Origin of the sequence: Pseudomonas sp. 21LCFQ02 (assembly GCF_024129895.2) — a bacterium.
Taxonomy (GTDB): Bacteria; Pseudomonadota; Gammaproteobacteria; order Pseudomonadales; family Pseudomonadaceae; genus Aquipseudomonas.
The window spans coordinates 4,981,438-5,005,187 of sequence record NZ_CM178749.1; the positions used below are offsets into that span (position 1 = coordinate 4,981,438).

General features: G+C 58.4%; 14 protein-coding genes and 1 pseudogene. 10 read left to right on the top strand and 5 right to left on the bottom strand.

The genetic code is table 11. From position 1 onward, the window contains the following. Nucleotides 1–344: 344 nt before the first annotated feature. Nucleotides 345–2,498, bottom strand: coding sequence for a TonB-dependent siderophore receptor (locus tag NJC40_RS22535; protein ID WP_492180413.1), 2,154 nt, complete (start codon nucleotides 2,496–2,498; stop codon nucleotides 345–347). Between the two features lie 563 nt (nucleotides 2,499–3,061). Between NJC40_RS22535 and NJC40_RS22540 the strand changes: the two genes are divergently transcribed. The 7 genes from NJC40_RS22540 to NJC40_RS22570 all read left to right on the top strand — a co-directional run bounded on the left by NJC40_RS22540 (nucleotide 3,062) and on the right by NJC40_RS22570 (nucleotide 13,503). Then, nucleotides 3,062–4,393 (top strand): DUF4214 domain-containing protein, encoded by a 1,332-nt coding sequence (locus NJC40_RS22540; protein WP_253142901.1) that lies wholly within the window; start codon nucleotides 3,062–3,064, stop codon nucleotides 4,391–4,393. Nucleotides 4,394–4,974: 581 nt separating this feature from the next. Next, on the top strand, nucleotides 4,975–7,518 hold the full coding sequence (locus NJC40_RS22545) for a TonB-dependent receptor plug domain-containing protein (RefSeq protein ID WP_253142902.1): 2,544 nt from the start codon (nucleotides 4,975–4,977) through the stop codon (nucleotides 7,516–7,518). Between the two features lie 112 nt (nucleotides 7,519–7,630). Beyond that, nucleotides 7,631–9,274, top strand: a complete 1,644-nt coding sequence (locus NJC40_RS22550; protein WP_253116630.1) for an ABC transporter substrate-binding protein — start codon at nucleotides 7,631–7,633, stop codon at nucleotides 9,272–9,274. Continuing rightward, the gene (locus NJC40_RS22555; protein WP_045492132.1) at nucleotides 9,271–10,221 is read left to right on the top strand and encodes an ABC transporter permease; all 951 of its coding nucleotides are present in this window, start codon (nucleotides 9,271–9,273) and stop codon (nucleotides 10,219–10,221) included. The genes NJC40_RS22550 and NJC40_RS22555 overlap by 4 nt, the downstream gene beginning before the upstream one ends. A gap of 2 nt (nucleotides 10,222–10,223) precedes the next feature. Further along, on the top strand, nucleotides 10,224–11,123 hold the full coding sequence (locus tag NJC40_RS22560) for an ABC transporter permease (protein ID WP_045492134.1): 900 nt from the start codon (nucleotides 10,224–10,226) through the stop codon (nucleotides 11,121–11,123). Continuing rightward, complete coding sequence (locus NJC40_RS22565; RefSeq protein WP_253142903.1) at nucleotides 11,120–12,757, top strand: dipeptide ABC transporter ATP-binding protein; 1,638 nt, start codon at nucleotides 11,120–11,122, stop codon at nucleotides 12,755–12,757. Before NJC40_RS22560 ends, NJC40_RS22565 begins: the two co-directional genes overlap by 4 nt. Continuing rightward, entirely contained in the window at nucleotides 12,754–13,503 is a 750-nt protein-coding gene (locus tag NJC40_RS22570) for a nucleotidyltransferase domain-containing protein (RefSeq protein WP_253142904.1), read from the top strand. Before NJC40_RS22565 ends, NJC40_RS22570 begins: the two co-directional genes overlap by 4 nt. Before the next feature lie 39 nt (nucleotides 13,504–13,542). Here NJC40_RS22570 and NJC40_RS22575 read toward each other — a convergent pair whose 3' ends face one another. Further along, a complete protein-coding gene (locus NJC40_RS22575) occupies nucleotides 13,543–14,769 on the bottom strand; it encodes an MFS transporter (RefSeq protein WP_045492137.1) in 1,227 nt (408 codons plus the stop codon). Nucleotides 14,770–15,189: 420 nt separating this feature from the next. Between NJC40_RS22575 and NJC40_RS22580 the strand changes: the two are divergent. From NJC40_RS22580 to hisD, 3 genes and pseudogenes are all read left to right on the top strand, one after another. Next, nucleotides 15,190–16,263, top strand: a pseudogene (locus NJC40_RS22580) (IS630 family transposase). 914 nt (nucleotides 16,264–17,177) lie between these two features. Then, on the top strand, nucleotides 17,178–17,990 hold the full coding sequence (locus NJC40_RS22585; protein WP_253143015.1) for a helix-turn-helix transcriptional regulator: 813 nt from the start codon (nucleotides 17,178–17,180) through the stop codon (nucleotides 17,988–17,990). Between the two features lie 238 nt (nucleotides 17,991–18,228). Continuing rightward, nucleotides 18,229–19,536 (top strand): histidinol dehydrogenase, encoded by a 1,308-nt coding sequence (gene hisD / locus NJC40_RS22590; RefSeq protein ID WP_253143014.1) that lies wholly within the window; start codon nucleotides 18,229–18,231, stop codon nucleotides 19,534–19,536. A 71-nt stretch (nucleotides 19,537–19,607) separates the two neighbouring features. On the opposite strand, the gene NJC40_RS22595 is transcribed toward hisD, so the two are convergent. The 3 genes from NJC40_RS22595 to NJC40_RS22605 form a co-directional block, all read right to left on the bottom strand. Then, nucleotides 19,608–20,762, bottom strand: coding sequence for an MFS transporter (locus tag NJC40_RS22595; protein ID WP_290447806.1), 1,155 nt, complete (start codon nucleotides 20,760–20,762; stop codon nucleotides 19,608–19,610). An 81-nt stretch (nucleotides 20,763–20,843) separates the two neighbouring features. Then, nucleotides 20,844–22,223 (bottom strand): amino acid permease, encoded by a 1,380-nt coding sequence (locus NJC40_RS22600; RefSeq protein WP_253143013.1) that lies wholly within the window; start codon nucleotides 22,221–22,223, stop codon nucleotides 20,844–20,846. Between the two features lie 178 nt (nucleotides 22,224–22,401). Next, a complete protein-coding gene (locus tag NJC40_RS22605; protein ID WP_253143012.1) occupies nucleotides 22,402–23,460 on the bottom strand; it encodes a LacI family DNA-binding transcriptional regulator in 1,059 nt (352 codons plus the stop codon). Nucleotides 23,461–23,750 lie beyond the last annotated feature (290 nt).

Genomic DNA, 23,750 nt, shown 5'->3' on the forward strand with positions numbered 1-23,750 from the left:
GACCACCGCCTCGGCGCTGTATGCCAGTGTCTCAAGATGAGACTTCGGTTTTTTGATGGATGCCATCTTCAAATAAATTTATTGAAAATTGAGTTGATGTTATAGAGCAGCCCTGTAATCGGCGTCAACCGGGCAATATTGCCCCGCAGAACACCTCAGGCTGTCAGTTGAAAATCAATTTTCGCTTTGCTGCGCAGTTCATGCGCTGCAAGCGGTTTCGGACCTTCAAAAAAATACCCCGAACCAGTCGGGGTATTGTTCACTTGGGCACCTCAAGTCTTTGAGGGAACGAGCGGGCGGCGATCCGCTTTAGCCGCGCTCTTCCCGGCTAAAGCCGGTCCTACTCAAAGGGTCCATTTCAGCGAGAACATCAGGTTGCGCGGGTCGCCATAGGTGCCGCTGCCCGAACCGGTAGGGATGCCCTGCCAGTATTTCTCGTCGGTGACGTTGTTCAGGTTGACCCGGCCATCCCAGTGCTCGTTGAAGCGGTAGCCGGCCATCAGGCCCAGTACCGCGTAGGCGTCCTGAGTGGCGTAGCCGCTGCCGACCACGTTGAAGGTCTCGCTCTGGGCGAACACATCAGCGCCCACGCGCCACTTGCTCAGGTTGCCCGGCAGGTTGTACGAGGTAGCCACCTTGAACAGGTGCTTGGGCTGGTTCGGCGCGAACAACCGGCCTTCGTTACGCTGGTTGGCGTCCTTGATGTACTGGCTCAGGACATAGGTGTACGACGCCGAGAACTGCCAGTCAGCGGTCAGCGCACCGGTCAGTTCAGCGTCGATACCACGGCTGCGCACTTCACCGGCTGCTTCATAGCAGGTGCGGTTCTGTGCACGACAGGCATCAGGCTGCGAGGTCAGCGCGTAGGCACGGTTTTCCTGGGTCATGTCGAACAGCGCGACGGAGGCGTTCAGGCCGCCGTTGAAATACTCGCCCTTGAGGCCGATTTCATAGCTTTCGCCAGTCATCGGATCCAGCACGGTACCCGATACATTCTGCTCGCTTTGCGGCTTGAAGATCTGCGTGTAGCTGGCGTACACCGAGTAGGTGTCGTTCAGGTCGTAGATCACACCGGCATACGGCGTGACTTCCTGGGTGACTTTATAGGTGTCGCCGCTGACGCGGTTTTCGTAGTCGTACCAGCTCAGCCGGCTGCCGATGATCACGTGCAGCGGGTCGATCGGGTTCAGCCGCGCGGCGGCGTAAACGCTCTTCTCGATGCTGGTGTTGCGCCCGGCATAGGGGTTGCGGTCGCTGGACGACGGCTTGGCGATCACGCTGTGGTTGAAGTTGTAAGGATCGATGGGCGTGGCCTGCCCCCACCAGCCGCCGGACTGGTCGAACTTTTCTTCACGACGGCTGGCACCGAACACCAGCTCGTGCTCACGACCGGCCAACTGGAACGGCCCGGACAGCGTGGCGTCAAGGTTGGTCTGGTCATCGGTGTTGAAATACTGCCCCGAGTATTGCTCCAGGGTCGGGCCGTTGTAGCTCAGGTAGCTGGAGAACGTATCGGCCTCGGCCCAGATCTTCTGCGCCGCCAGCTTGCCGGTCCAGCCGTTGTTGAAGCGGTGGGTAATGTCGGAGAACAGCGTGTAGTTGTCCTTGTCCCAGTACGACCAGTCGTTGCTCAGGAAGGTCGAACGTGACAGGTGCAGGTCTTCACCGTTCGGGCCGCTGGGCAGGCTGCCCCAGTCGGAGGTGTTGTCATCGCGCTGCTTGGAGGCGCCGATGGTCCAGGTGGTGGCGTCGCTCAGATCGGCTTCGATGATGCCGTAGAAGGTCTGGCGCTGGCTTTCACGCACATCCTGGAAGCTTTTCTTGTCCTCGTAAGCGGTCACTACCCGCCCACGCAGGGTGCCGGATTCGTTGAGCTTATTAGAGGCATCGACCTCAAGACGGTAACGGTCCCAGCTACCGGCGCTGGTGGTCACGCTGACCTGCGGGGTGTCGGTCGGGCGCTTGCGCACCAGGTTCAGGGTCGCTGACGGACTGCCGGCGCCGGTCATCAGGCCGGTGGCGCCACGCACCACTTCAATGCGGTCGTACATCGCCAGGTCAGCCGCCGAGATGGTGTCCTGAGTGAAGCTGCCCACGGTGGTCGGCAGGCCGTCGTACATCAGGTTGTCGATCTTGAAGCCGCGCGACAGGTATTCCAGACGGTCCGAGCCGTACTTGCGAAAGGTAATGCCAGGGGCGTACTTGACCAGATCATTGAGGTCGTTCATGCCCTGGTCTTCCATGCGCTGACGGGTAATGACGCTGACCGACTGCGGGGTTTCACGGATCGACAGCGGCAGCTTGGTCGCCGTGCTCATGGAACCTGTGGTGTAAGAGCGGGTGCCTTCCGTGGTGGCCGCATCAGTGGTGCCTTGTTCGGCATTGATATTCACGTTGTCCAGAGTCACCGTGCCGTCGGCTGCAGGAGCCGCCAGTAGCGAAGCGGACAGGCTCAGCGTCATGACACCGGCCAGTGTGGGGAAGGCAAGACGAAACATCGAAGGATTCCTGGGCTGGAGAGGAAAATCATTGCGCGCACTTCTGAGGTCGGGCAGCCGAAGCTGCCGACACAGTCAGAAACAGCAGGTCGCAAAAATTAACACAAATTAACAAAGCTAATAATAATGATTTGTAATTCCAGACATACATTTTTGATGCAAATGGATGAACCTTGGCGAGCTAGAGCGCTCAAAGCGTGGTTATGCTCAAGCAAACGCAACGTTTATGCTCGTCTCTTTGCCAACCGTTGAAATATCTTGTTTCAAAAAACTTTTCCTCAGCGCTGGTGCCGAGTCAGTCAAGTGATTGATGTGCCGATCGGCGCTCAGGTTGCCGGGGCGCCGGACCACAGCGGCAAAACCGGCCCATCTGCTGCGGCTGTAGCGCAGCATTCGTCGGCTGAGCCGACTCCCACCGGACCGCGGTGCCCTTGACCAATCATCAATACCAAGAGCAAAGGGCGTATTGCCTTGGAACAAGCAGAGGCACCACACTGCCAATGTCTTTGTGGCGATACACGCCTTAACCTAACAGCCATAGCGCCATCACGAAGTGAGTATCCATGGCCACAGAAGTCAGCCCAGCCCGTTACCCCTACTCCACCGCCGTTTTCATCAAGGCCACGTTTGCCAGTGGCGACGTCTACATTGGCAGCGGTTCGGTGGTTGGACGCAACGACATACTCACCGCCACGCACGTGGTCTACGACCCGGACCTGGGTGGCTATGCCACCCGCCTGGAGTTCTACGTGGGGGCTGACTACAACTTCCGGACCGGCCGGTTCGACAGTACGCCGCTGGTCTCGCTCACTGACGCAGACTGGCAGGTCCTGGCCTACCCCGATCAGGTGTTCCAGAACAGCAACAACAACACCCTGACCCAGGCCGAGTCGCAATACGATGTGGCGTTGATCGGCCTTGATGTAGCAGTGGGTGACCAGGTGGGCTACATGGGTCTGGCATCGGGCTACAACCAGTCGATCTGGGCCAATTCGTTCGGCTATCCTGGCGGCAGCACCGGGCTGATGTACGGCTCTGCCTATATTCACCACGACGCACGTTATTCGACCTACACCGCCTACGCCTATGAGGGCAGCGATATCCTCGACAGGGGCAGCTCTGGCGGCCCGCTGTATGTCACTGACAGCACTGGCTCATATGTAATCGGAGTCAAGAGCTCAGGCAGCTCGACCGTGGATGTGTGGGCAGATATCGGCCTGGTGTACGACGATCTGATCGGTTTCATTCCCAGCAATGACGCCATGCTCGCAACCACCACTGCCGCCGTGCAGACCGGCACTACCGGCAACGACGTCTTTTTCGCCAGCCCGGCGGCCGATCATTTTCAAGGTTTGGATGGGCTGGACAGCGTTAGCTATAACGGGCTGCGCAGCAGCTACGAAGTGTCGCGCAACGACACCCTGACCAACGTGACCCGTCTCGCCGCCACCGAAGACCGGGACACGCTGACCGGTATCGAACGGTTGAAGTTTCAGGATGGGACTCTGGCACTGGACACCGGAGCCGGGCAAACCGCAGGCAGTGCTTACCGCCTGTATCAGGCTGCACTCGACCGCACACCAGACACAGGCGGCCTGCGCTACTGGGTTACGTCGATCGACAACGGAGAAAGCCTGTTGTCGGTGGCCAACGGTTTCATGGCCAGCGAAGAGTTCCGCACCCTCTACGGCGCCAGCCAGACTCAAAGCGAACTGCTCACAGCCTTCTATCGCAACGTACTCAACCGCGAGCCGGACGCCGGTGGGTTCAACTACTGGATCAACGAACTGAACAGCGGGCTGAGCATTCAAGGGATGCTGGTGTCGTTCTCGGAAAGCAGTGAAAACATCGCCAATCTGGCCGGCAACATGAGCCAGGGCATCTGGCTCGGGTGACCTCGATACTGTTCGTTTAGGCATTAAAAACCTCTGTAGGAGGCCGCTCTGCTGGCGAATACAGGGGTACATCCACATCGGACACGTTGCAAAACCATTTCCAGCACCTCGAAAAGCACAGCCCGTTAACCCGGCCGGCAGATCGGTGCGCGGTGCTTTTTTCAGAGCATCGCGCAGGCTCCTGTGCGCGTCTTGCAAGCCAGGTTTAAGCGGGCCCAGCCGCATCTGACGCTCCGCGCTTCGCTTTATTCAGCAAGCCCGCCGGACGGCGGCCGTTCGCCCGCCCCACTAAATCAGATATTTGCATAATGTTAGCCAGCAACATTCTATTTGTTTAACATTAGCTTATTCCTAAAAAGAATTTTCCACGCTTTTTTTATAAATATACGATTCAACCCATAGCCACTTAATGACCTAACCGGGCGGCCCCCGGACAGTTGCACGACCCGAGCGACCTCACCACCACCGCATCGCTCCAGACCATCGACACGCATCGCGCCGCTAACTGGCAATGCGCAATAGCCAACAGGGTACGCCGTCGCCAACCGGCCAAGCCCCCGCTGTCATCTGGAACTGCATACATGACTCCATCGTTTTCACGCCACGCCCGCCACGTCTTGCGTACCGCCCCGGCCCGCGCCGGCCTGGCTCTCTCGAGCCTGACCCTGGCCTGCCTGCTGGCCCCACAGACCCAGGCCGCAAACAGCGAAGACGCACGCCTCGATACCGTGACCGTGATTTCCACCGGCGTACGCGGCGCGCAGCGCACCGTGGCCGACAGCCCGACACCGATCGATATCATCAACAGTGAGCAACTGCTCAAGACCGGTCGTGCCGAACTGTCGGAGGCGATTTCCAAACTGCTGCCGTCGTTCAACTTCGGCGCCAACACCTCAGGCTTTCAGTCCACTACCCGGCCGCTGACCAATCGCGGCCTCGGCCCGGCCTACACCCTGGTGCTGGTCAACGGCAAACGCCGGCATAACGGCGCCATGCCCTCGGGCGGCAATGTCGACACCAGCGGCGCCAACGCGGTGGATATCGACCTGATCCCGATCAGCGCCGTCGAGCGCATTGAGGTGCTTAAAGACAGCGCCGCTGCGCAATACGGCTCTGACGCGGTGGCCGGGGTGATCAACGTGATCCTCAAATCGGGCGCCAGCGGCGGGCATCTGGAAGCCAGCTACGGCCAGTTGGGCAGCGGCCAGGGCGAAAACATCAAGTTCGCAGGCAATAAAGGCTTCGCCTTGGGCGATGGCGGCTTTGTGCAAATCTCCGCCGATGCGCGCAAACGCGATCAGGCATTTCTGTATGACAAGGCCGATGCCAACTACCGTGGCTACGCGCCGGGTGACGCGCGGCAAGACAGCTGGGACCACCGCGCCCTGAAAAACGGCGACCCGGACCTGGAAGCCTTCAACCTTGGTTACAACGCCGAACTGCCGCTGAGCGACAGCACCAAGCTGTATTCCTACGCCACCTACGGCGAGCGCGACGCGATCATCTACAACAACAAGCGCCTGGCCTACAGCACCGCCTCGATCCCTGAGCTGTTCCCGGACGGTTACGATCCGCTGAACAACATCAAAGACACCGACTATCAATGGCTGATCGGCGGCAAGGGCGAATTGGGCGCGTGGAACTGGGACCTGTCGAGCACCTACGGGCGCAACAAGAACGAGCACTCCAGCGACCTGACCATCAACCCGACCTATGGCCCGGCCTCGCGGACGTCGTTCGGTAACCTGGCAACCTTGCAGTTCGACCAGTGGGTCAACAACCTCGACGTGACCCGCCATTTTGAAAGCCTGCCGCTACTGCCCTTCCCGGTACAGGTCTCGGCCGGTCTTGAGCATCGCTGGGAACGCTTCCAGACCTTCGCCGGCAGCGCCGATGCCTACTCGGTGGGCAACTACCGCTACCCGCAAACCCTGGCCAACGGCGCGCGCAATCCGCTGTATGACCTGAGCGTGGCCAGCGGCCTGAACGGCGGGCCGAGTCGGGGTGCGCAGGCGGCGCTGGTGATCCGCCCGGAAGACGAAGCCGACCTGGATCGCAACAACTTTGCCGGCTATCTGGACTTCGGCCTCAACCCCAGCGAGCGCTGGTACATCGGCGTAGCCGGGCGGGTCGAACACTACGACGATATCAAGAAGAACACCTTCGCCCTCAAGCTCAACTCGCGCTACGAACTGACCGACACCCTGGCGGTGCGCGGCACCGTGGGCACCGGTTTCCGCGCCCCGTCACTGACCCAGTTGGGCTACTCGGTGGCCGACAACCGCACCGGGGTCAACGCCGACGGCGTGGTGGTGCCGGCGCTGCGTTACACCGCCACACCGGGCAGCGCCCTGGCCAAGGCATTCGGCGCCAGTGAACTGGACCCGGAAAAATCACGCAACATCGGCCTGGGCCTGACCTGGCAACCGGCGCGGCGCACCAGCGTGACCCTGGACGCCTATGTGGTGGACATCGACGACCGTATCGTGCTGTCGCAGGACATCTATGACCGCGGCAACGGCCTGATCAACAACACCCTGCGCTCGCTGGGTGTGGCCGAAGGGTCGTGGGTGACCTACTACACCAATGCCTTCGACACCCGCACCCGCGGCCTGGACCTGGTGCTCGACCACCTGACCCCGCTGGGCGGCTTTGGCGATGTGCGCTGGAGCGCGGCGTTCAACTGGAACAAGACCACCGTAGAAGGCCGCCGCGATTCGCCGGCAGACCTGACCGCCTCGGGCATTTCGGTGGTTGGCCATGCCGCCGAGGGCAATCTGGTGGCCGCCTCACCGAAAACCAAATGGGTGTTGGGCGCCAACTGGAGCATCGACAAATGGGTGGTCAGCCTACAGACGACCCGCTACGGCAAGGTCGAGACCTGGGCCCAGAACGCCAGCGCCGACCGCAGCTTCGAAGCCAAGTGGATCACCGATCTGGATATCGCCTACTCGGTCACCGACAACCTCACCGCAAGCATCGGCGGCACCAACATCTTCAACGAATACCCCGACCGCAACGGCGTGGTCGCCCTGCCCTCCAACGGCGGCCAGGGCATCTATGGCAACCCGCCGTTCAGCCCCAATGGCGGGTTCTGGTACACCAAATTGGCTTATGACTTCTGATCTATCCATGTGATTCGCGGCTGAAGCCGCTCCTACGGCGGTAAACCGTAGGAGCGGCTTCAGCCGCGAAGCAGACCGCCTTAGCAGACAGTATTGATACAAGGACACCACCATGACCCAAGCTGTTTTCCCCGGCCGCCTGCTGGCCTCTGTCGCGCTGACTCTGGCGCTGACCGGTTGCTCGCCATCCGGCGACCAAGCCGCCAGCAAGACCCTGAACATCGCCTTCTGGGGTGACAACACCACCCTGGTCAGCGTCGACCCCTTCCAGGTCTATTGGCTGGAGCACCGGGTACTGCTGCGCAACGTCGCTGAATCGCTCACTGACCAGGACCCGGACACCGGCAAGATCATCCCCTGGCTGGCGAAAAGCTGGGAGGTCAGCGACGACGCTCTGACCTACACCTTCAAGCTGCGTGACGACGTGACCTTCAGTAACGGCGAGCGCTTCGATGCCCATGCCGTGAAGACTGCTTTCGACAGCAACAAGGCGTTCGCCACCGAGTTGCCGGCGACCTTCGGCGCCACCTACCTGGCCGGTTATGACCATGCTGAAGTGGTCGATGACTTTACCCTCAAGCTGGTGCTGTCCAAGCCCAACGCCGGCTTCCTGCAAGCCACCTCCACCACCAACCTGGCGATCCTCGCCCCGGCCTCGTACAAGCTGACCGCCAAGGAGCGCTCGCTGGGCAAGATCATCGGCACCGGCCCGTTCACCCTAGAACACTACACCCCGGAAAGCGGCGCAAAGCTGGTCAAGCGCAAGGGCTACCACTGGGCCTCGGCCAACGTGAAAAATCAGGGTGAAGCACACCTCGACACCGTCGAGATCAGCTACATCCCGGAAGAAAGCGTACGCAACGGGCTGTTTTTACAAGGCAAGGCCGACATCCTCTGGCCGCGCAACCCGTTCTCGGAAGTCGACCTGAAGCTGTTCCAGTCCAAGGGCGCGACCATCCAGAGCCGTTCACTGCCCGGCCCGGCACTCAACCTGTTCCCCAACACCCGTGGCGAGCGCCTGCTCAGCGACAAGCAAGTGCGCCTGGCCCTGCAAAAAGCCATCGACCGCAAGACCTACGCCAGCGCCGTATACAACGCCGAGTTCCCGGTGGTGACCGGGATCTTCGACGTCACCACCCCGTACTTCAAGAGCCAGGCCGCCAAGCTGGCCTACGACCCGGCCGGCGCCGAGCAGTTGCTCGACAGCGCCGGCTGGGCCAAAGGCACCGACGGTTATCGCTACAAGGACGGCAAACGCCTGAGCCTGAGCTACAACATCAGCCCGGCAGAAACCGCCGGCGACGTGCTGATTCAAGACCAACTGCGCAAAGTCGGCGTGGACCTGAAACTCAGTGTCGTGACCCGCGCCGAGTGGGTTGCCAACAACGCCTCGGGCAACTACGACCTGAGCATCAACTACATGACCCGCGCCGACCCGATCATCCTGCAGACGATTCTTGACCCCCGCGCCGCCAACAGTGCGGCACTGGCCACCAACATCTACGAGCCGCAAACCCTGGAAAAAGCCAAGGCCCTGTTCGATGCCGGCATCACTGCCACCCAGAGCGAGCAACGCGCCGCCGCCTATGGCGAACTGCAAGACCTGCTGGTCGACGAAGGCTCGGCATTCCCGGTGTACGAGCGGGTCTGGCAGGCCGCCACCGCCGCCAAAGTGAAGAATTTCCGCTGGACCGCAGAGGGCTTCGCCCTGCTCAGCGACATTGAACTGGCAGGCAACCAAGAGGCGAAAAAATGAACCGCTACCTGATCGGCCGCGTGGGCCAGGCCCTGCTGGTGTTGTGGGGGGCTTACACCATCACCTACTTCATCCTCTATATGCTGCCCGGCGACACCTTGTCGATCATGCTCAGCGCCTCGGGCCTGGAGGCCGATGCGCTGAGCCCCGAAGACCTTGCCAAAGCCCGGGCCTATTACGGCCTGGACAAAGGCATCTTCGAGCAATATTTCGACCTGCTGTGGCGGGCCATACAAGGTGACTTCGGCCAGTCACTGTCGCTGAACCGCCCGGTCAACGAACTGCTCGCCGAGCGCCTGCCGCAAACCCTCGCCCTCGCGGGGCTGGCCATCGTGCTGTCGCTGATCGGCGGCATCGGCCTGGCTTACCTGGCGTCCTATATTCGCTGGCAACCGCTGAAAGTCGCCCTGGCACGCCTGCCGTCGCTGGGCTTTTCGGTGCCAGTGTTCTGGATGGGCCTGCTGCTGATCCAGGTCTTTGCGTTCAGCCTGGGCTGGTTTCCGGCCACTGGCAGCAAGGGCTTTGAAAGCCTGATCCTGCCGGCCGTCACCCTGGCGATTCCCAGTGCAGCGGTATACGCCCAAGTGCTGCAACGCGGCTTTCAAGGCGTGTGGCAGGAACCCTATATCGCCACCGCCTACGCCAAAGGCTTGAGCCGTGGCCAGGTGCAACTGCGCCACGGCTTCAAGAACGCCGCGCTGCCGATCCTCACCCTGATCGGCCTGCAGGTCGGCAACACCGTGTCTGGCGCGGTACTGGTCGAAACCATCTTTACCCGCAACGGCGTTGGCCGCCTGGCCCAGGAAGCGGTGCTACGCCAGGACATTCCGGTGGTACTGGGGATCGTCGCCGCCTCGGCAGCGGCTTTTGTGCTGATCAACCTGCTGGTCGACCTGCTCTACCCCTACCTTGACCCACGCATCACTCACCAACCGAAGGTGTCCTGACCATGAGCACCGATAGCCGCCTGTTACGCGATAACTCGATCACCACTGCCGCGCCGCTCTGGCGCCGCCGCAGCCGCCTGCAACGCCTGGGCACGGCGCTGCTGCCGTTGCTGCGCAAACCCGGCTTCAGCCTGGCGCTGCTGATCGTCGGCTTCGCCCTGCTCGCCGCGCTGGCGCCGCACCTGCTGACCAGCTTCGACCCCTACGCCACCGCCCCCAGCGTCAAGCTCACCGCGCCAAACCTGACCCACTGGTTCGGCACCGACGAGCTGGGCCGCGACCTGTATACCCGGCTGGTGTATGGCTCCAGCCTGTCGATCCAGGCTGCGCTGCTGGCGGTGGGCATTGCCCTGGTCGGCGGCCTGGGGCTGGGCGTGCTGGCGGGTTTTGCCGGCGGCCGGATCGACGCGCTGATCATGCGCTTTGTCGATGTGCTGCTGGCCCTGCCCGGCCTGCTGCTGGCGCTGGCCATCGTCACCGCGATCGGCTTTGGCACCGTACCGGTGGCGATTGCCGTGGGGGTCGGGATCATCCCAGGCTTCGCCCGCACCACACGGGCCGAAGTCCTAAGGGTCAAGACCCTGCCTTACGTTGAAGCCGCACGCCTGGGCGGCGCCAGTTGGGGACGGACCCTGGTGCGGCATATCCTGCCCAACGCCTGGGGCCCGGTGGCGGTGCTCGCCACGCTGGACTTCGGTGCGGCCATTCTCGCCACTGCCGGCTTGAGTTTTCTCGGCTTTGGCGCCGCGCCACCGGCTGCCGAGTGGGGCACGCTGATCGCCAACGGCCGACACTTTCTGATCACCGCCCCGTGGGTCTCGCTGCTGCCCGGCCTGTTCGTGGTGGCCGTGGTGTTCAGCCTCAACCATATCGCCCGCACCTTCGAGGAGAACCCGCGATGAGCACGCCAACGCCTTTGATCGACGTTCAGCAACTGGCTGTGACCTACGCCTCTGCCGGGCAACTCACCCATGCGGTGCGCAATGTTTCGTTCAGCGTCAGCCAGGGCGAAACCGTGGCCATCGTCGGCGAGTCGGGCTCTGGCAAATCAACAATGGCCAACGCGATTCTCGGCCTGCTGCCAGACAACGCGAAAATCACCGGCGGCCAACTGCGGGTCGACGGCACCGACCTGGCCCACGCCAGCGAACGCCAGAAACGTCAGTTGCGTGGCCGAGTGATCGGCCTGGTGCCGCAAGACCCGATGGTCAGCCTCAACCCGACCCTGCGCATCGGCCAGCAGATCGGCGAAGCGCTGATCCTCGCCCATGGCCGCCGCTACCCGAGCGTCGATGCCGACATCATCGAACTGCTGCAACAGGTCGGCCTCGACAACCCGCAACTGCGCGCCCGCCAGTACCCCCATGAGCTGTCCGGCGGCATGCGTCAGCGCGTGTTGATCGCCATCGCCCTGGCCGGCAACCCGCGGCTGATCATTGCCGATGAACCGACCAGCGCGCTGGACGTGACCGTGCAGCGCAAAATCCTCGACCACCTGCAACAACTGGTCAGCGAACGCGGCATCTCGTTGCTGATCATCACCCACGATCTGGGCGTGGCCAGCGACCGCGCCGACCGCCTGCTGGTGATGAAACAGGGCGAACTGGTCGAACAGGGCGCGCCGCAAACCATCCTCGCCCAGCCACAACACGACTACACCCGCGCCCTGCTCGCAGCAGCCCCGGCGTTCAGCCAGCGTCGCCCGCTGTCGCAGCGGCCTGTTGCGCCTGACGACAAAGCGCCAATCCTTAGCCTGCGCAATGTAGGCAAAGTCTTCGACCTGCCGAAAATCAAAGGCCAGGAGGCGCAGTTCACTGCCTTGCAAGACTTGACCCTCAACGTCTATCCCGGCCAAACCCTGGCCATCGTTGGCGAATCCGGCTCGGGCAAAAGCACCGCGCTGCGGATCGCCCTGGGCCTGGAAAAGCCCAGCAGCGGCCGAGTGCTGTTTGAGCAACAGGACGTCACCGACCTGAACTGGCGCGACTTCCGCCCGCTGCGCAAGCGCATGCAACTGGTCCAGCAAAACCCCTTCGCCGCCCTCGACCCCCGCTTCACCATCTTCGACAGCATCGTCGAACCGCTGGTGTCGTTCGGCCTGCTAAAAGGCGCGGCACTGGAGCAGGCGGCACGCGAGTTGATCAGCCGCGTGCACTTGCCGGTCAGCTACCTCGACCGGTTGCCTCGTGAGTTGTCAGGCGGGCAACGCCAACGGGTGGCCATCGCCCGCGCACTGGCCTTGCAGCCGGACCTGTTACTCCTGGACGAGCCGGTCAGTGCGCTGGATGTATCAGTGCAGGCGCAGATCCTCGACCTGCTCGAAGAGCTGCAACGTGAACTGGGCATCGCCTACGTACTGGTGTCCCACGACCTGGCGGTGGTCGCCAATGTCGCGCACCAGGTGCTGGTGCTCAAGCAAGGGCAAGTGGTCGAATATGGCAGCGTGGACACGGTGTTTGGCGAGCCGCAGGCGCAGTACACGCGGGAATTGATTGGCGCGATACCGGGGCGCAAGGCCGAGCGGGCGGCGGCTTGACGGGGCCGGCACGATGTCCCTCCCCGACCGAGGCGCTGGCTATCGCGCAGCACATCCTTGACAGCCGCTACCCCGAAGCCGCCTATGCGTTCGTCGCTGGCTCCATCATGCGCGGCCAGGGCACCTATCTGTCCGACATTGATCTGGTGGTGATCTATCCGCGCCTGGCAGCCGGTCGCCGCGAATCATTCATCGACCGGGGCGTGCCGGTCGAAGCGTTCGTCCACGACCCCGGCACCCTGGTCTGGTTCATCGATGCAGACGTCAAACGCGGTCGACCTTCGCTGTTGAACATGATCAAGGAAGGCCTGTTGATCGGCCCGGCTCAAGAGGCCGCCGAGCTGCTGCGCAGTGAAGTGATTCAGCGACTGGCCCAAGGACCCGAACCACTTTCGGCAGATGCCCTGAACGTGCTGCGCTACGAAATTACCGACGCAATAGATGACCTGCGTGGCGAACGCTCGGCCAGCGAAATATTGGCGATTGGCGCAATGCTGTATCCGAAGCTGGTGGAACTGGCATTGCGCGGGCGTGGCCGCTGGTACGGAACAGGAAAATGGGCGCCACGGTTACTGGCTGAAGTGAATGCGGAATTGGCGCAACGTTTCGATGAGGCGTTTCGCAGGTTGTTTGCAGAGGCAGATACTCAGACCGTGATTGAACTGGCCGAAGGTGAGCTGGCGCCGCATGGCGGTCTGCTGTTTGAGGGGGATCGTCGAGTGGCGCCGGGGCAATGGAGGGTTTGAATTCATTGAGCCACCCTCACATTGCCTCGCCTACCACGCCTAGCCCGGCTGCGCCGCCAGGCTGTTACTGACGCCCCGGCCCAACACCAGCACCGTCACAAATCCGCAGCCCACCAGCGCCGTGGCCAGGCTCAACAGCACCGAGGTGCCCAACTGGTCGACGATCTGCCCGCCGAAGAACGAACCCAAGGCAATGATCACCTGGAACATCGCCACGAACAGTGGCATGCCGCGCTCGACATCCTTGGGTGCGACGATAAACATCCAGATGCTGGAACAGGCCGGGAAGGCACCGAACGCGAAGCCCCACAAGGCGATGAGCATCACTGCGCCGGTCATGCCGGTGGCAAAGTACGGGAACAACGCGGTGCTGATGCCGATCATCAACGCGACCAGCATCAGGGTATGGCGCACACTGCGGTTGGCGGCAAAGCCTGCAAAGATGTTGCCCGCGACCCCGGCGATGCCATAGAGCAGCAGCAATGAGCCAATGGTCGGCCCGTCGAAGCCGGAGCTTTGTTTGAAGAAAGGCGCGACATAGGTGTACGCCGCAAAGTGCGCCAGGCCAATCAGCAATACCGCAATCAAGCCCACCCGCGCCTGCGGGTTGATGAACAGCGCCGGCAGGTCACTGACCCGGATCGCCTTGTCTGGCGCCAGCCGTGGCAGCAGGAAGATCTGCGCCAATAGCACCGGCACGCCCACCAGCGCGGTCACCAGAAAAGTCATGCGCCAGCCCATCAGGCCGCTCAGCCAGGTGCCAACGGGTACGCCCAACACCGTGGCGAGGGTCACACCGACCATGATGATCGAGGTCGCTTGCGCCACCCCGACCCCTTTAGGTGCCAGGCGGCCACTGAGGGCAATGGCGGTCGCCCAGAAGCCGCCGATACTAATACCCAGCAGCACGCGGCCGAACAGCAGCAGGTTGAAGTCGGCGGCGTAGGCCACCACCGCGTTGGCGATGATCATCAGCAGCGTCAGGCTGATCAGCAAATAGCGCCGATCCAGCGCACCAATGCCCACCGACAGCAACGGCGCGGCCAGCGCGGCCATGATGCCGGGCAAGGTCACCATCAGCCCGGCGTGGCCGGCGCTGATACCGAGGTCGCTGGCGACATCGTTGAGCACGCCGACCGGGAGAAACTCGCTGGTCACCAGCGCAAAGGCGCCAACGGCGACCGAGAGAATCGCCAGCCACTGCTGGACGACGCTCTGTTGATTGTGTTCGGGAATGTTATGAGGGGCCTGACTGGCACTTGGCATGGGGCTGGGTTCCATGGGTAAGGTCGCCTGAAGCAGGCGTAGAAAGCGGAGGGAAATGGCAGGCGATTATAGGAGTCGGCTGTGAAAGGCAGACAGGCGAGCGTTTCGATAGTAATCATCAGCGGGATCGATGAGGCGCCCTGAGTAGAGCGTCTGAAGCCTGGATACTCTACGAAGCGCGAGTCGTGGTAAGCCTTTGATTGTCGCGCTGCAAACACAGGGCCCCGTAGGAGCCGCTTCAGCCGCGAAAACCGCGATTCTTGTGGTGACCCTGGTCTGGGCGGCATACCGACCAGAGTGTGTAAAAAGAGAGCGCCGGGCAGCCGATGCCCAAGCATCGGCTGTTATTCATTCGTCAACTAGTGTGGTGTTTCACAAGTACCAATGAAAATATGGTCTATGCTCATTTGAAACCCACTCGTGAGAGCTGAGCATTTATATGGGCCGACCAGCGAAGCCGAAAAAGCCGAGCTTCTACGCCGCGTTAAACAGCGTAAGGGCGCGCAGGATGCCTGCGTTCGTGCCGAAATTATCCTGGCATGCGCAGAGGGCGAATCTGGAAATGCCATTGCCCAGCGCCTCAACGTCAGCAAGGACGTAGTCTCGCGGTGGCGGACGCGCTTTTCAAAATGGGGGCTGATTGGCCTGAATGATGAGCATCGTTCGGGCCGTCCGCGCACAATCAGTGATGAACAAGTGCAGAAGGTGGTTGATCAGGTTCTGAAGAGCAAACCCGAAGACGCCAGCCATTGGAGTACCCGGCAAATGAGTCGGGAAACAGGAATATCTCCGGCTAGCGTGATGCGTATCTGGCATGCCTTCGGGATCAAACCTCACCTGTAGAAAACCTTCAAGCTTTCTACCGATCCGCTTTTCGTCGACAAAGTGCAGGACATCGTGGGCCTTTATTTGAACCCGCCTGAGAGAGCACTGGTGTTATGTGTTGATGAGAAAAGTCAGATCCAGGCGTTGAACCGCACACAACCAGGGCTGCCTTTAGCGCTTGGAAATCCTGCGACACGCACGCACGATTACAAGCGCCATGGGACGACTTCTCTGTTTGCGGCTCTGGATGTAGCAACGGGCGAAGTCATTGGTCGGTTAAAGCGCCAACATCGCAGTGTCGAATTTCTATCGTTTCTCAAAGAGGTAGATGCCTCGGTACCGAGCGATGTGCCGATCCATCTGATTATGGACAACTACGCAACGCACAAGACCGACAAGGTCAAAGCGTGGCTGGCCGCACGTCCTCGTTACAGCATCCATTTCACCCCCACGTCTGCCTCATGGATGAATCTGGTGGAGCGTTTCTTCTCAACACTGAGCGAGAAATGGATCAAGCGCCAGGCTCATGTCAGCGTGAAGGATTTAGAGGCCTCAATCGAGTACTACCTGGAAACCTACAACCAGAATCCGAAGCCATTTCGCTGGCACAAAAAAGCGAACGAGATCCTGGGTTCCGTAGCGCGTGCAGCAAAAGCATTGGGTAAGTAGTTTTTCGCCCTACTTGTGAAACACCACACTAACATCCCCCGCATCACCTGATAATCCCATTTGGTGACGGAATGCAGTTACACCGGTAGACCACACATACATCATAGCTCCCAGAAGAAGAAGAAAGCCGATGAAGGTGGCCGCCCTTACCTTTCTAACTTTATTAGTAATCACACTTAGTCCTCTTTCTTGTGTTTATGGAGGATCGTGCGGCTGCACGTAGTGCGCGGCGTATTCAGAACCGTCCTATTAGACAGTTACCATTCCGACGCGAAAAGTCTGCAATCTACCCTCAGCGATCAAGCGCCAAAGTAGAAAAGCGTGACATCCTTCCGGTTGAGATGGCAGTAAGAAGTACGCCCCTGCTTTTTATATTTATAGGCAAAACCAGGGGAAATAAAGGGCCTCATTGTTGGTGTATCACCTCCATCTTGATTAATCCTACCAAAGCTCAGAAACTAGCCATCAGATTTGAAAACACCACACCCACGGTAATTTCAGAGCAAGTTCCCTGCCAACAATGGCAAACACCTCTAACACGCGGGAAAATGACCGCTCGAAAGAAAACCAAAATGCATTATTGCGAAAATCCATAGCGAGTTCGCATTTTGGCGACAGACTAAAGACTCACCAAAGCTAATCCTAATTTCAAAATTCATATAAACCGCCAAAATTTATCCCTCGTCCTGGCTAATAAAATCTTCTACCCCTCCAGACGCTGCACCGCTCTGAAGCACTGACCGGTCTTGAGATATGCTCAATCGGGCACCCGATCCCCAGCACCTGGGCATAGCGCTGGTGCCCAGCGTGATCAAGGATCGGAAGGCAGACGCACCAAAATTCATCTTCCCGTTGATGCTTAGCTGGAAACCCCATAAGATGAGCTCAATGATATATCTGAATCTAGACAAGCCATGCACAATCAAGAAAACTTTCAAGAAAACCTGAAAATGCTATGTGAACAGGTTGGCACAGTTTCAGAGATGTGCCGGCGCATAGGCGTCAATCGGCAGCAATTCAATAAGTACTTAGCTGGAACACATCAACCTTCAAAATCAAACTTACGCTCAATAGCTAATTTTTTCGGCCTTAGCAACGATGTGCTTTTCAGCAATCCGAATGACTTTCGATCAATGATCGAGGGCGGTCACTTTCATCTATTTAGAAACCTAATCCAAACCCCAAAGATGCTCATGTTCGTTAATGAACTATTACAAGCCAACAACTCCAACCTAGGAGAACTAACCGGCGTTTATGAGCGATACCATCACTCTTCTATCTATAAGGGGAAAATTGTTAGATCCGTTTTTTGCATTTATGAAAAAAATGGAATGCTCATGCATTATTACATCGAACGTTTTCCTAACCAGGACGGCAGTGGCAAGATTGATTATCACTTCAAGTATCATGGCTTGACTTTCTTGATATCCAGTCGAATCTTTTGCGTAGATTTTGAAAGCATTCAGAAGAACGAAATCACCTTCACCAACCTTGCAGCTGTAAGCAGAAACTCTAGGAAATTCGTTTTTGGTGTTTCTAGCGGCATCGCAGCAACCATGGTACGCCAGCCTGTCGCCACAAAGGTTGCAATGCATTTCGTCACCAAAGGCCTCATGAAGAAAGAACACATTCGCCGTGCAACCGTTCTCTCCCCTGATGATCCTTCCATCCCCAAGGAGGTCGTAGATTATTTAGGGGCCGGCACTTCCTCGATCGATCCCGTCTGAATAAAGACCAACACATTTCAGGCCAATGCGTCAAATATCTTAACAAAATGCGTCACATTGCGTCATTAGTTGTTCATTTGAGAAATTGTTTGCGTCATCGATCAACGGTAATTTGATTCAAGCAGCTCGATACTCGAAACCGTAGCAGATCGCATTAAGCAACTCCTGCTAAGCGGCAACCGCGCTCGAGTGCTGCCCAATAATCCTAATACTGTGTACGCCCGATAGAGGTGATGTGATGGCTGAGTGGATCAAAAAGGCTAAACCTACTGAACAACAGGTTGATCGCAACGAGCAGGTGAAGTCTGATGTCTCCCGCATCCTGCTGGACATCGAAAAACGCGGCGATGCCGCTGTCCGTGAGCTCTCGATTAAGTTCGATGGCTGGGATCGCACCGACTACCGTCTGACCGATGCCGAAGTCAAAGAATGTGTATCCAGGCTCACCGAGCGTGAATACAACGACATTCTGTTCGCTCAAGAGCAGGTGCGCCGCTTCGCTGATGCTCAGCGTAAATCCCTCCTGGATGTTGAAATTGAGAGCATTCCAGGTGTCATCCTCGGCCACAAGCACATCCCTGTGAATGCAGCTGGCTGCTACGTGCCAGGTGGCAAGTACCCACTGCTGGCATCGGCCCACATGTCGATCGTTACCGCAAAATCGGCTGGCGTGAAGAACATCACCACAGCTGCCCCGCCCTTCCAAGGCAAGCCGGCGCCTTACATCGTTGCTGCACAGGCGCTGGGCGGTGCTGACGCCATCTACAGCCTGGGTGGCATTCAGGCAGTTGCGGCGATGGCGATCGGTACTGACTCGATCAGCCCAGTAGATATCATTGTTGGCCCAGGCAACGCTTATGTTGCCGAAGCAAAGCGTCAACTCTTCGGGCGTGTTGGCATCGATCTGTTCGCAGGCCCAACCGAAACACTGCTCATCACCGATGACTCGGTAGACGGCGAACTGTGTGCGACCGATTTGCTGGGCCAAGCCGAGCACGGTGTGGACTCCCCAGCTGTCATGCTGACCACTTCTCGCGAGTTGGCAGTGGAAACGCTGAAAGAGATCGAACGCTTGCTGGTCAAGCTGCCTACCCAGAAAATCGCCCGTGAGGCGTGGGATAACTTCGGCGAGATCATCCTCTGCGAAAACTACGAGGAAATGGTCAAGCTCTCGGATGAATACGCATCTGAGCACGTTCAGATCATGACTCACGATGACGATTACTTCGTGAAGAACCTGACTAACTTCGGCGCTCTGTTCGTAGGTGCCCGCACCAACGTTTCCTACGGTGACAAAGTGATCGGCACCAACCACACCCTGCCGACCAACAAAGCCGCTCGCTACACCGGTGGTTTGTGGGTTGGTAAGTACATCAAGACCTGCACCTATCAGCGTATCCTGACCGACGAAGCCTCTTCGCTTATCGGCGAATACTGCTCGCGCCTGTGCTTGATGGAAGGTTTTGTCGGCCACGCTGAGCAGGCGAACATCCGTGTTCGTCGCTATGGCAAGAAAGAAGTAGGCTTCGGCGAACCCGCAATGTAAATCCACTGGCTCAAAAAATGCCAGCTCACTTGGTGGGCTGGCATTTTTATTGGCCAGGTGAAAATCAAACCTCAAGGCTGCTTCACGACAGTCCTTGAGGTAGCAATGACAAACACCAGAAGGATTCCAGTCAGCAGCAGTGCGATACTCAATGTGGTCAAGTGAGCCACAAACCCTATGACTGCTGGCCCCATCAGGATGCCCAAATAGCCAATTGCATTGACTGTTGAGAGCGCCATGGCTACCGGCATAGCGCCCTGCTTGCCCGCTGCAGAGCAATACACTGGGACTAGGTTAGCGATACCAGCCCCAATCAGGACGAAACCTGCCAACGTGACAAAGGGGTTGTCGACCAAAATGGCGATCATGACCCCTACCAGCGCCACGCACCCGCCACCTAAGAGCACAACCCGCTCCGTCAGTTTCGGAACCAACCAGTCCCCAGAAAGCCTCCCGATTGCCATCGTAACGGAGAAGAGTGCGAAACCAATCCCAGAATGACTGATATCCATGCCCCTGACGGTATTCAAGAATACTGCACTCCAGTCGAGCATTGACCCTTCAACAAGAAAGGCAATCAGGCAGAGCACACCCAAGAGCAGCACGTAGGGTGTTGGCTTGACGAACATTGAACCTCCGCCACCCTCTCCATAAGGAAGCATATGTCGACCTACGCCAAGTAACAGAGCTATAACCAATACTACGAGAGCAAAGACAGCCGCCATCGGTGACAGCCCGCACCACAAGAGCCCAGAAACGACCAGGGCGCTGACAATATTCCCAACGCTGAACAAACCATGAAAGCCGGACATCATCGAACGTCCTAGACCTCTCTCGACGATGGAACCTTGCAGGTTCATCGTCACGTCGGCTGTCCCCAAGCAAGCACCGAAGATCAGCAGAAATACGACAAGCAGCGAAAACTGAGAAACGCTAGCTAGAAACATCAAACTGGTGATAGCGCCCAGAAGAGCCGTGATCATTGTCGCCCTGCACCCTACTTTGCTGACGATCTTTGCAACGAACGGCATCATGCATAGAGAGCCAGTCCCTAAGCAGAGCAGCAAGATACCCAGTTCCCCATCACCAATTCCAGCCCGCTCCCTGGCAAACGGCACGAGTGGCGCCCATGCGCCCATCGCCACCCCAGGAAGGAAAAAGGCAGTTCGGCATGCAACCAAGTTCCTCCTGCTAATCGTGTAAAAATCATCGGTTAACGCATTCATAAATTACCCCAAAAAAAACGCCCATCAGGAGATGGGCAAAGTTTGGTGAGCACCGCACACAACAAATCTAAAGATCGCTATTCACCTGTCTCTCTTTTGAAGGATCACGCCAATGATGACCAACGCCAGTGTGAGTATTGAAGACACAAGCAGTTCCGTTTGGTGGCCCGGCACGACAGCCATCAGAATTAAGAAGGAGACGATTGCAGCGATGGTTACGTAGGACAGCGCCGGGAATAAGGGAAAACTCACCAGCAGCGCCCTCCCCTGAGCAATGGCACGCTTACGCAAGACCACTTGGCTCACCGCGATGACCAAGTACATTACAAGAGCAATCGTACCGATCGTGGCAATCAAGGGTACCAGCACGGCTTGCGGCAACGTGTAGTTGGCCACCAGAAGAACAAGAGCTCCCGCGCTCGCATAGAAAATCGACACCTTCGGAACACCGTTGGCGGTCGTCTGAGCCCAAGACTGAGGCGCATCTCTACGCACGGCAAGCGAATATCCCATACGAGACGCAGTGAAAATCGCAGAGTTGAGGGTGCTCGCAACGCCCACCAGGATCACTGCCTGAATGATGCCGGCAGCACCTGGGATACCCATCACCTCCAGCGCCGACTGGAAAGAGCCGACCTCCAGACGAGGAGAATTCCAAGCTACCAAGGCAACAATTACAAAAATGGAGCCAAAGTAGAAAATCAGCATTCGCCAAACCACAGAGCGAATTGCCCTTCGAATGTTTGCTCGGGGGTCTTCAGATTCAGCTGCAGCGATGGTCACAATTTCCATGCCGGTGAAGCTGAACAGCGCCAGAACCAGCGCTGATGCAATTCCCGGGAGCCCTGTGGGCGCAAAGCCGCCGTCTTGCCAGAGGTGACCAAATCCACTAGCCGTGCTGGTAGGGAGCACCCCGGACATCGCAGATACGCCCAGGCCAATGAAGGCCAAAATGGAGACGACCTTGATGAGAGACAACCAGTACTCAAGCGTACCGAAGTTCTTCACGCTGAGTATATTGGTCAGAGTGAGGCCGACGATAAGCGCCACACCAATCGCCATTGACGGGATTCCAAGCCAGCCGCCGAGAATATCGGAGGCCACGATAGCCTCTAGTGGTATGACGAGCACATAGAACCACCAGTACAACCAGCCGATAGAGAAGCCCGCCCAGCGCCCCATCGCTTGCTGTGCGTAGGTGGAAAATGAACCTGTATCTGGGTTTGCGGTTGCGAGTTCGGCAAGCATGCCCATCACAAGTACAACCAGTACCGCAGCAATAGCGAAGGAGACCAATACCGCTGGCCCAGCAGCGCTAATGGCGCTCGCGGAGCCCACGAAAAAGCCCGCACCAACTACACCACCAATAGAGATCATGGTGATCTGGCGACTGCTCAAGCCCTTAGACAACGCCCCATGAGACACCGCCTTCTCACAGGGAGAATCTATTTGATATTCCATGCCTAGCCCCATCAGGCACTTCTACCTACCGCCCTAAGCGGTACAGCCTGGAGGCAGACGGAAGTGAGTTTCACAGTTATTTTTAGAAACCGCCGCATTGCGATCTCAGATTATGTTGTGAAACTCACTGGGCCAATTTCTCAATCAAACACAAAGTGACGCAGACTGACGCACAGAGCTACAGTCGGCGCGTAGTGGTTCGTACGACAAGCGATGTTTCGAAGATCTTGACTATCGGCTGTAGGGGCTCCGACGCCTCTAGTTCATCGAGCAGAATACGAGCAGCACACTCTCCCTTACCAATGATGGACTGTCGGATGGTGGTCAGGCCTCTCGGTGCCGCATCAGGGACGTCGTCAAACCCGATAACCGATAGCTGTCCGGGAACGGCAACACCCTCTTCTTCCGCTTTTGACAGACACGCTAAAGCCATCACATCAGAGCTCGCTACAACAGCCGTGACGCCGGACTCACGTAGCAGTGTGGACGCCGCCTCCCGACCGAGCGCATCGGTAAATCCGCCTGCTTCGATAATCACCAACTCGTCGTAAGCAATGCCGTGCCTTTCTGCAGTCTCGACGTAGGCCGTAAGCCGCTCTCTAGCGATTCTCTCCGTCGACTGCCTAAAGCGCTTTTGGCTAACCCGCCCCCTCTTCCCATCGGGGATCAAGCGCTCGACCAGAATCGCGATCTTGGTATGACCAAGGCCTAGAATGTGCTCCATTTGATCCGTTGCAGCTTGCCAATCGTCGATCCCGACAAAATGCACCCCCTCAAGTCTGGGCGAGTCGATAATCACCGCTGGTATGTTGCGTTTCACGATGAACTGGGTGATTGGATGATCGTCAGGCAATGTGGAGATGATCAGGCCGTCGACCAGCCCCCTTACGGCCAGGTTGGAATCATCTTCCTGATCACCCTCAAGTTTTTTGCTCTTCAACGGGAAGAGGGTCAATGCGACGTTGGCGAGTTCGTTGACCTTGGCTATTCCTTTCAGAAGAGACATCGCCCAAGGGTCATCAAACGCATAGGACAACTGATCCATTACGACAAGGCCAATAGCACCGACTCGACCCGAACGCAGGCTTCTCCCGCGAAGGTTCGGCCCTGGATATCCCAAGCTCGCAGCGACTGAAAGAATGTGCTCCCGCTGGCTGGCTGAGACCTTACTCGAGCCGCTGTAGGCATAGGAAACCGCTGGCTGAGAAACGCCCGCTGCTTTTGCCACATCTTTCATCGAAACCATCTGAAGATCTGCCCTATATTTATTTCTATGACATGCAGGAATTGCTCTGCATACGCTGATTGCAGAGCTAGTTAGGATAACGGCTCGAGGTCTGGGAGGATAACTATTTTCCCTGGCGCCGTTGCTGCCACACACCTAGCTCGAGCCCCTGTCCAACACAGAAAAAAATCGTACTGGTGCATTTTTTTTGGCTCGCTATTGGCCTAGCGACAAAGAAAAATGAGACCAAAATCGCTGATCATCATCTCCCTTGATGCCGCAAACCACGCGGCTTCCAACCA